This window comes from Dawidia soli (assembly GCF_018598185.1).
Lineage (GTDB): Bacteria > Bacteroidota > Bacteroidia > Cytophagales > Cyclobacteriaceae > Ohtaekwangia > Ohtaekwangia soli.
In genome coordinates this window covers 1-9,754 of the sequence record NZ_JAHESC010000093.1, presented here as the reverse complement: position 1 = coordinate 9,754, position 9,754 = coordinate 1, and the positions used below count along the sequence as shown (strand labels likewise).

Annotated in this window: 8 protein-coding genes; 6 read left to right on the top strand and 2 right to left on the bottom strand. The window is 57.4% G+C overall.

Going from position 1 to position 9,754, the window contains the following annotated elements; genetic code table 11:
• The 3 genes from KK078_RS29970 to KK078_RS29960 all read left to right on the top strand — a co-directional run.
• Positions 1-935: sensor histidine kinase (locus tag KK078_RS29970; protein WP_254094654.1), on the top strand; the 935-nt coding region annotated here is incomplete at its 5' end.
• Positions 922-1,263: a hypothetical protein gene (locus KK078_RS29965; protein WP_254094652.1), complete on the top strand. Its 342-nt coding sequence runs from the start codon at positions 922-924 to the stop codon at positions 1,261-1,263. The genes KK078_RS29970 and KK078_RS29965, both read left to right, overlap by 14 nt.
• 85 nt (positions 1,264-1,348) lie before the next feature.
• A complete protein-coding gene (locus tag KK078_RS29960; protein WP_254094650.1) occupies positions 1,349-2,938 on the top strand; it encodes an ArnT family glycosyltransferase in 1,590 nt (529 codons plus the stop codon).
• Here the strand turns inward: KK078_RS29960 and KK078_RS29955 are convergent.
• Positions 2,925-3,761: a hypothetical protein gene (locus KK078_RS29955; RefSeq protein ID WP_254094648.1), complete on the bottom strand. Its 837-nt coding sequence runs from the start codon at positions 3,759-3,761 to the stop codon at positions 2,925-2,927. The two genes, KK078_RS29960 and KK078_RS29955, sit on opposite strands and share 14 nt — an antisense overlap.
• Before the next feature lie 475 nt (positions 3,762-4,236).
• Here KK078_RS29955 and KK078_RS29950 point away from each other — a divergent pair, with 475 nt between their 5' ends.
• Genes KK078_RS29950 through KK078_RS29940 form a run of 3 tightly spaced genes read left to right on the top strand, consistent with a single transcriptional unit; the run spans position 4,237 to position 7,487 of the window.
• On the top strand, positions 4,237-4,803 hold the full coding sequence (locus KK078_RS29950; RefSeq protein ID WP_254094646.1) for an NUDIX domain-containing protein: 567 nt from the start codon (positions 4,237-4,239) through the stop codon (positions 4,801-4,803).
• A gap of 25 nt (positions 4,804-4,828) precedes the next feature.
• A complete protein-coding gene (locus tag KK078_RS29945; RefSeq protein ID WP_254094644.1) occupies positions 4,829-6,811 on the top strand; it encodes a tetratricopeptide repeat-containing sensor histidine kinase in 1,983 nt (660 codons plus the stop codon).
• A 46-nt stretch (positions 6,812-6,857) separates the two neighbouring features.
• Entirely contained in the window at positions 6,858-7,487 is a 630-nt protein-coding gene (locus KK078_RS29940) for a response regulator (RefSeq protein WP_254094642.1), read from the top strand.
• A 346-nt stretch (positions 7,488-7,833) separates the two neighbouring features.
• Here KK078_RS29940 and ppk1 read toward each other — a convergent pair.
• On the bottom strand, positions 7,834-9,754 hold a 1,921-nt coding region (gene ppk1, locus KK078_RS29935), incomplete at its 5' end, for a polyphosphate kinase 1 (RefSeq protein ID WP_254094640.1).

Genomic DNA, 9,754 nt, shown 5'->3' with positions numbered 1-9,754 from the left:
TCGCGCGCCTGGCGGCGCTGGTGCGGATGTCGATCGTGCATAAAAAGCCGGGGCCGATCGACTTCAACGTGCGCCACGCGGCCAACGAGATCAACGCGCTTACCGCGGCCTTTAACATCCTGATGCATCAAACCAATGCACAGCTGAAGGAGATCCAGTCCAAGTCGAAGCTGCTCAAACGCAAGAACCGGCAGTTGAAGAAGCTCAACCGCGAGCTGGATAATTTTTTATACAGCACGGCGCACGACCTGCGCTCGCCACTGACGTCGCTGTTGGGTCTGATCAACATCATGCGGTACGACAACCGGCAGGAGGACCTGGTGGTATATTTTGACATGATGGAAAAAAGCATTCAGCGCTCGGACGCGTTCATCGCGCAGATCGTGAGCTTTTCCAAGAACAAACGCCTGCTCATCAAACCCGAGCGGTTGGATCTGTACCAGCTGGTAGAAGAGATCTTCGAGGGGCATAGCTTCCCTTCCGGGAATGCACGTCTGGTGCGCGAAACGGTTATTCACGAGGTGGTGCCGTTCTACTCCGATCGCAACCGCGTCACCATCCTGTTAAACAACCTGATCTCGAATGCCATCCGCTATTCCGATCCGGACAAGGAACAGTCCTATATCAAATTATTTATCACCGTGAACGATCATGAAGCAACGATCGAGGTGCGTGACAACGGTATCGGTATAGAAGCCGAGCACATCGATAAGATCTTTGATATGTTTTACCGGGCCAGCACAGACTCCAAGGGGTCGGGCCTCGGGTTATTCGTCTTCCATGAAACCCTCAAACGGCTGAAGGGCCGGGTACGCGTGACGTCAGCGCCGGGGGAGGGGTCGTCGTTCTTTATTACGCTACCGAACTACCATAAAACCCTCGAGGCGCTGGCGGAGCCCGTTGCCGAAAAAAAGGCCTTCTATGAAGCATCCTAAAACGTCCATACCGTGGCCGCTGGAGAAAACACTGGAGCTGCTCACGCTGATCCGCAATGACCTCGTCGGCGATCTGCTGAACGGTAACTATCTGCGCGAGTATATTCAGACACGTTTCCAGGTGCGCGATGTATCGCGGATCAAGGTAGAGTTTATACGGATGGCGTTGAAGCAGCTGCGGCAATCCGCACTCGACCGCGTGCACTACGAAGGGCTGGTGCGCGAGATCATGGAGCATGGCACCACCTCGCTAGCCGCCGGCAACGACCAGTTGTTCTACCAGGAAATAGACCGTTTGCTTCAGCGTTACCTGCCGGCGCATCCGTAAGAATTAATAGACAAGGTACGATAGCATGATGTTGGGGTAATATACTTTTCCCCACGGGACGCTATTTTGCATAGCATAAAATGTTATGCAGTCGAAGTCGATACACCTCTTGCTGGAAACATTCTTGGAACGCATCCGCATTCCCGTTCGCGTATACTACGCGATCTTCGCCTGCGTGCTTGGCGCCATCTACCTGCAGGGCCTGATGAGCCCGCTATTGCTGCAGGATGCCGCCCGCGATGCAGCCCAGGTGTTGCACCGGTATAAAACCGGTCAGTATGCTGTGTCCGATGGCATAGTCGTATGGTTGGCGGGCATGAGCTTTGAGCTCTTGGGTATCTCGGCCTTCGCGTTCAGGCTGCCGTCCTTCCTCGCCACACTTCTGTGCCTCTATGCCACCTACCGGTTGGGGACGTTGCTCTACACCAAAAAGACCGGTATCGTTGCTACGATCATGCTCGCGTCGTCGTGCTGGTTTGTACTGGCGTGCAACGATCCGCGCCTCGATGCGATCCTGACGGCTTGCATCGTGTGTGCCGCCTGGCAAATGGTGCTGCTGGTGGCCAATAACCGCGGGCTTCACGCCGTCATGGCGGGGGTGGCCATGGGCATCGGGTATTCAGCCAAGGGCAGCATCGCCGTATGGATGCCGGTGCTGGTCGTCGGGTTATATATTTTACAACAGCGCTCGTGGCGGAAAGGCATGCGCCTTTTTCCGTGGGTGGTCGTAGCCGCTGTAACGCTGGCGCTGATCGCGCCGATGATCTACGGGTATCATGGACAGGTGAACCGTTTTGTGAAACGTACCGGCCCTGTATTTTATCTGCATACATTCTTTCGCGCCTTCCTGCCGTGGAGCCTGGTGTGCATCGCGGCCTATACCAAGGAGATCTCCTACCGTTTTCGAAAAGGCCTGCGCAACCGCAAGCGCGAGATCCTGACGGGCATCGCGCCGGTCATCGCCGTGATCATGCTGACGCTCCTGTCCACGAAATGGCCGCACTATCTGCACGTCACGTTTCCGCTATTGGCCATCTTCACGGCGGCGTTCCTGTTGCGCTGCCGCACGCGGACCAAGGACCGGCTCATCGTGTCGCAGCAGATCCTGGCGACGCTCGTCATCATCGGTATCATCGTGCTGTGCGATTATTGCCTGCCGGTACGGGACCTGCCCACCATGACCGGCATTCTGATATTGCTCTCGGTCACCGTATTCTTTTTGTTTGAGAACAGCCTGGGCCGCACCAGCAAAGTGATCCTGATGTCGCTGTCGCTGGGGGTGTTTCTGTTCTTTGTCATGACCTTTCACTACTACCCCGAGGCGCTGAAGTTCCAGGCCGGCCGCGCGCTGGCCGCCAGGGCCGCCGCGCGTAAGGTACCCGTTGATAACGTCTACAGCCTGGCCGGCTTTGAAGCCTGCTATGACTTCGGCTTTTATATGAAGGCCGACATTCCCCTCAGGACCGTGGCGCAGGTGGCAACTTCCCCCGCTCCCCATTACCTCGTCACCGGTCCCGAGGGGCTTGAGCAGCTCACGACACTGCCCGTCCGGATCGACACCCTGGAGCAGGCTGTGAACTACAATGCCTCGAGCTTCAACATCGGGTTCCTCGACCCGTCACGACGGCGCGAGATGCTGTCGCGCCGGTATTTGCTGCACGTTACGCCGGAGTAGCCTCGGCTCCTGCTACGGCCAGGATCTTGGCGGCACCGGCATATCTCACGTCCTTCACGATACTATCACCGAATAACGCGCCAAAGCGAATGCCGATCGCCAGTATCAGCGTGTACGCTTCGTCTTCCGTTGCCCGGTTCAGTGTTATCTCCAGCGCGGAAGACGGACAGCCTTGCTTGGCGGCATACCACGGTGTTGCCGCACGACGCGTGCCGGTGCCGTTGTGGAGGCCGCCGTACCACGCCGGGGGCAGGTGTTCTTTTCGGATGTGATCATAGCGGAAGTCCGGGGCCATGCCCAGGGAGATTTCAAAGCGGAAAAGCGCGTGGTCGTCTTGCGGCAGGAAATTGATACCGCGCATCAGCGCCGGTATTGCTACGCAGGCAGAACGCGTGGAGCGGTCCAATGACCAGTCCAACGTTGTTCGCACGATCGAGTCAAACAGGTTGGCCTTGTTTAGTGGGAAACCTCGTAACACATCGGGGTGCCGAGACAGCACGATATTGCGGGTGCCCCATTCGCTCACTGCATCCTGCTTTTGCACAAGCCTGATCAGCGCATTTATCGGTCCGCTGAAATTAAACCCGCCGGACAAGTCGCGAAGCGTATGAAATGTCCACCGCACATGTTGCGCCGCCCGAGCGACAGCGCTAAACTCCTTGTGGTGCCGCCGCGTATTGGCAAAGTTTTCGCCGTGCAGGATATCACTGCGATCGGCACCACCTTTCTGACGCACAATTTTTTTGTCTACACCGCGCATCTCGTAGATGCTGAGATTCCCTAACGGCCCGGTTATGTCGAGCCCTTTTTTTAATGTTGCCATAAGTATATAGGTTGGTTAATTGTTTACAATAACATCCCGTGACGGCCCCAAAAGGAGCCGCGGTAAGGCAGCAAAATCTATGCGTTATATCGACATACCCACTTCAATCGCGAGGGTCGCGCGACTGACGTTATAGTCCTTTTAGCACTAGCGCATCACTAGCTTGAGTCTAGCTTGAGTGTAGCGCAAGTCTAGGTTATCCCCCCTGCATCCGGCACCGGGCGAAGTAATTTTGGGGAAACTCCGAGGTCTTTTATAAATACCGTCCGAAAGAATATAATGGCCGCGACTTAAGCAAGCGTCAGGTGCCGGGGGCTGCCGGATATGGCCGTTTTGTCCTAAAATGTCCGCTTTTTTCCGCATACGATTGCGCTCCGAAATGGCGTACGGCGCGTAAAATCGGCCGTGTACCGGCCCCGATAGGGAATGGCCCTTTTACACGCTATCTTCAAGACTCAAACAACTCATAACTCCTATGAAGATCGAAAAAGAAGAGGTGTTGCTCCGCGAGGGCATTGTAGTGGAGAAGGCCACGGTGCGCGACGCGGATGATAATGTGTTTCCGCGCTACCGCGTCAACCGTCCCGATGTGGCGGCGGTGCTGCTGTTTAATACCGATACGCAGAAGATCGTTCTTACCCGCCAGTTCCGCTACGCAGTGGCGGCAAAGGTCCCGGAGTCGATACTGGAAATCGTCGCGGGGCGCCTGGACCCGGGGGAGACGCCCGAGCAGGCGGCGCTGCGTGAGACGGAAGAAGAGGCGGGCTATCGCATCCGGCCGGAGCAGCTCTCGCTGCTGGTATCGTGCTTTGCGTCCCCCGGCTACAGCTCCGAGCGCCTGAATATCTATTATGCCGCCGTGACGGATGCCGACAAGCTGGAAGCCGGCGGGGGCGGGCTGAAGAGCGAGCACGAACAGATCGAGCTGGTGGAGCTGACCACTGGCGAATTCCGGCACCTTTTACAAGAAGGGGGCATCCAGGATGCCAAGACGTATGTGGCGGGGTTGTACGTGGCCTTTTATCGCCGGAACTTCCTGTGACGGAGGATTTTGTATCTTTCGGCGTATGAGCGATTCCATTCAGGTCGTGTGGCGGCGGATTTGTACGGTCGGTGCCCTGCTGGTAGCCGTAGGGATGATTGCACCCTTGCGGGCGCAGATGATGATGGGCCTGGACAAGGACAGCCTGCGGCAGGTACTGCGCCGCCTGCCCGACGACACCAACAAGGTACAGACGCTGATCACCACGGGCCAGCAATACGAAAATTCCGATCAGGACTCTGCCATATTTTATTATACGGCCGCCCGGACGCTCAGCGACAAGCTCGGCTACCCGGCGGGGGTGTTGTCGTACATTGCCAACATCACGGCGGTGCTCAATGTACAGGGCAAGTTTGCCGAATCGCGCAAGCTCAACGAAGAGGCCGTGCGCGTCGCCGGCCGTCATGGATTAAAGATGCAGCTCGGCAAGGCTTACGCCAACCTGGGGGCTGTGTGCCAGTACCAGGAGGACTACCGTGCCGCCATCGATTATTACCTGAAGTCGTTGCCGGTCATGAAGGCCTTTGGCCAGGACCAGGCGGTAGCCATGTTGTACAGCAACCTGTGCGGGTTATACCGCAACCTGCTCCAGCCGGAAAAGGCCTTGGGGTATGCGAAGCAGGCGCTGGCCCTGGGCGAACGCCTCGACGACCCCTATGCCATCGGCAACGCCTGCATCAACCTGGGCAACGCGCTCAAGGACCTGGGCCGTACGGATGAAGCATTGGAGATCTACCAGCGTACGCTGAAGATCGGGCAGGAGGTATACGATCTGAACATGCAGGAGACGGCCCTGATCAACATGGGCGAAGCCTATATGGAGAAGGACCTGGTGGTGCAGTACATGGAGGCTTTCCTGCGCGCGCTGCCACTGACAGACTCGTTGCAGGATGTGTCGGGTAAGGCTTTTGTTTATAAGGGCATAGCCACGGGGTTGTTCCAGCAGCATAAGTTCGAGGGGGCCGAGGCGTATATCGAGCAGGGGCTGGTCTATGCGCATGCGCACGACCAGAAGGAGGTGATGGCAGCGCTCTACTTGCTGCAGTCGGACGTGCAGCTGGTGCTGGGGCGCTACGATGCCGCGGACCACTTCCGCGAGCTTCACGACTCGCTCAACCACGTGCTGCTGAACGAGACGCTGCTGAAGGATGTACAGGAGCTCGAGACGCTCTATAAGGTCGGTGAGCAGCGCAATGAGCTTTTGCAGAAGGACCTGCTGTTACAGCAGCAGGCCACGGAAACGGAGCAGCATCGCTTCTGGCTGATCGCGGCGATCGTCGTATGCGTGCTCATGCTCGTGCTGCTGGTATTGGCCGTGCTGTTTTACCGGCAACGCCAGCAGTTACACCAGGCCGCGGTCCAGTCGCTGAAAGCCGAGCAGGAGACGATCCGCCTGAAGGCCACGGTAGACGGGCAGGTATTGGAACGGCAACGCATCAGTGAAGAGCTGCACGACGACCTGGGCGGTGGCCTTACGTCGATGTTGTTCATCAGCCGCGCGTTGCGCCAGGCGCCGGAGGAGCATGCCACGTTATCGGCCAAAATGGAAACCATCGCTTCCAAGCTCATCGACAAGATGAACGAGATCATCTGGGCGATGAGCCATGAAAACGACTCCCTGGCAGACCTGGTGGCCTACATCCGGGTGCAGGCGGACGATATGTTGCGGAATGCGGACATTCAGTTCACTTGCCAGGTGCATGCCCCCATTCCCGACGTCCAACTGTCGCAACACGACCGGCACCAGATCTACCTGGTGGTAAAAGAAGCCTTGCACAACATTGTCAAACATGCCCGCGCAAGCGAAGTGACGATCGACTTCCATAGCTTTACTCCCTTGCGCGTCAGCATCCGCGACAACGGCCGGGGGTTATCTGCGGCACCAGAGGCCTTGTTAGGCAATGGGTTACGCAATATGCAAAAACGTGCACGCGAGTTGCGGGGTGCGTTGCGCGTGTACGGCGACAACGGAACCGTCGTCCAATTGGAGACAGTTTTACCTGTATAACCTTTGTTCTATTGATCGAGCGGTACGGCTTAACCCATCTTGCCTCATGGATACGATAAACCTGGCCGTTGTAGAAGATGTATTGGAGATACGGGAAGGCCTGAAATTCCTGTTGAACCAGGGGAAGGACTTCTCCTGCCCGTTCGTCTATGCGTCGGCCGAAGACGCCCTGGTGGGTTTGTTGCAGCATCCACCCGACGTTGTGGTGATGGACATCAGTTTGCCGGGCATGAGCGGCATCGAGTGTATGCGTCAGGTCAAGGCGGTGCGACCGGAGATCCAGTTCCTGATGTTTACGGTATATGAAGATTCGGAGCAGATCTTCCTGGCGTTGTCGTCGGGTGCGAATGGCTACCTACTCAAGAACGCTTCTCCGGACAAGATCGTGGAGGCCATCCGCGAGCTGCACGGGGGCGGTGCGCCTATGAGCGCGGCCATCGCCCGGAAGGTGGTGGGGTCGTTCCGGCCGGCCGAGGTGGTGCCGGGTAGCAGCAGCCTGTCGGCGCGCGAGCGCGAGGTGCTGGATTATCTCGCCAAGGGATTGTTATACAAAGAGATCGGCGACAAGCTCGGCATCAGCACGGGCACGGTGCGTCAGCACATTCATCACATCTATCGCAAGCTGCACGTCCAGAACCGTACGGAAGCGCTCAACAAAGCCTTTGGTACACGCTAGTGTTGCGACACGGTACAAAAAAGTAGCGATCTTTCAACCGCTACTTTTCCGTTTATCATAACCTAGTCCTAATGACACAAAGGTACATGCGCGCCGGAAAACCGCTCGCTATAGCGTGTTATGAAATTATTATTGATTGCGGGCGTATACTTCATACACTGTTCTATGGCAAAAAGGGATAAACAAAAAAAAGGAGCAACCCGAAAGCCACTCCTTTTTCATTAACCCAAATCCTATGACACAAAAGTAACAGGCCGGTGTTGGTCTGAGGTATATACCGTATTATCAAATCATTATTTCTATGTGCGCTATACAGGCTCACAATGATCCGGCAGCGCCCAGCCCGCTAGATCATTTCCGCGATCTGTTGTTGCGAGCGTACGGGGGCAACGCCCGGCGGCGGTGTCACGGGTATATTCCGCAGGTGGTCGTCGAGGAGCACGGCCTGTGCGGTGTCCTGCAGCTGCAGGCGAACGATATTTTTAACGACCGTTTTTAACGCTTCGTCCCGCAAGGGAAAGCAGACCTCTACGCGCCGGTATATATTCCGGTTCATCCAGTCGGCGGAGCCGAGGTAGACTTCTTCGTCGCCGGCGTTGTGGAAGATAAAGACGCGTCCATGCTCCAGGTAACGGTCTATGATGCGGCGCACGGTGATATTTTCGCTCATGCCGGGTACGCCGGGGATGAGGCAGCACACGCTGCGCACGATAAGCGACACCTGTACGCCGGCGCGCGAGGCGTCGTAGAGTTTGCCGATCAGTACTTTGTCCTCCAGGTTGTTGAGCTTGATGGTGATGGCGGCGGGGATGCCTTTGCCGGCAAAGGCGATCTCGCGCTCGATCAGCCGGATGAACTGCTGCTGCAGGTTGAACTGGCCCACCAGCAGGTAGCGGAAGGTGATCGGCGGTATTGCACCGGGGCGTCTCTTTTGTTTGAGGAACCGGAATACCTTTTCGATCTCCAGCAGCATGGGCTGATGCGCGGTAAACAGGATGTGGTCAGTGTAGAAGCGGGCGGTGCTTTCGTTGAAGTTGCCCGTGGCGAGCAGGCCGAGGTATTCGGTGCCGGTCACGGTCTTGCGCTTGAGCATGGCCATCTTGGCGTGTACTTTCAGACCGGGCAGGCTTTGGATGACCTGTACGCCCGCGGCCTTCATCTTTTTCATCCAATGTAAATTGTTGGCTTCGTCAAAGCGCGCCTTGAGCTCGACAAAGACGGTCACCTTCTTGCCGTTGCGCGCGGCGTTGATCAACGCATGGGCAATGCGCGAGTCGTGCGCGACGCGGTACAGCGTTACGTAGATGCGGGTGACGTGCGGATCGATGGAGGCTTCGTTAAAGAAGCGGAGCACGGCGTGGTAGGTATGATACGGCGGATGCAGGAGGATGTCGCGGTCGCGGATCTCTTCGCAGAGCGAGCCTTCGGGATTGTTGGGGAGATAGGCCCGGGTGGTCCAGGGCGGGTACGAGAAGGACGGATCTTTTAACGGCAGCGTTGCCAGGTCTTTGAGGTTGTGGTGCGAGCCGCCTTGCACAAAGGTCGCCTTCTTCAGCCCGAGCCGTTTTTTGAGGTAGGCGAGGATGTGTGCCGGGATGCCGGGCTCGTGCAGGAACCGGGTGGCAAAGCCCAGGTCCCGCTGCGTGATCTTGCGCTCGATCTTTTTGGCCAGGTTGCCTTCGAACTCGTCTTCCAGGTCGAGCTCGGCATCGCGGGTCACTTTAAAGCCGTGGCAGGCGTGGATGTGGTCTTCGCCAAAGGCTTTGCCGAGGTTGGCGCGGATGATGTCTTCCAGGAAAAGTATATACCGGGTGCCGTCGTGGTGAATGCTATAGAACCGGGGGAGGTGGTGCGTGGGCACGCGTACCAGGCTGATGCGCTCGGTGCCGGCCGCGTCGGCATGGGCAATGACGAGGTACAGGGTGTTGTTCTCGGGAAAGAAGTCGGTACGTTCGGACAGCGGTATGATGTGGAGGAAGGTGGAGGCGTCGTGCGCAAAGACGTCGTGCACGGCGGGCAGGATCACGTCGGGGATCGGCTCATGGTAGAGCAGCCGGATGTCGTGCCGCCGCAGCGCGGGCAGGATCTGCGTGATCATGGTCTGTCCGAACTGTTCCTGTTGCGCATGGATGGTTTTTGTGACGTCCGGCAGGACATCGGGCAGGTCGCGGCCGTCGCTTTTGGTGGCCAGCGTTTGCAAGGCCATGAGCGCGGGCACGCGCACGCGGTAAAACTCGTCGAGGTTGGAGGAGTAGATGGACAGGAAC

Coding starts and splice junctions, on each gene's coding strand:
- KK078_RS29965 (WP_254094652.1), top strand. CDS start 922: ATGAAGCATCCTAAAACGTCCATACCGTGGCCGCTGGAGAAAACACTG.
- KK078_RS29960 (WP_254094650.1), top strand. CDS start 1,349: ATGCAGTCGAAGTCGATACACCTCTTGCTGGAAACATTCTTGGAACGC.
- KK078_RS29955 (WP_254094648.1), bottom strand. CDS start 3,761: ATGGCAACATTAAAAAAAGGGCTCGACATAACCGGGCCGTTAGGGAAT.
- KK078_RS29950 (WP_254094646.1), top strand. CDS start 4,237: ATGAAGATCGAAAAAGAAGAGGTGTTGCTCCGCGAGGGCATTGTAGTG.
- KK078_RS29945 (WP_254094644.1), top strand. CDS start 4,829: ATGAGCGATTCCATTCAGGTCGTGTGGCGGCGGATTTGTACGGTCGGT.
- KK078_RS29940 (WP_254094642.1), top strand. CDS start 6,858: ATGGATACGATAAACCTGGCCGTTGTAGAAGATGTATTGGAGATACGG.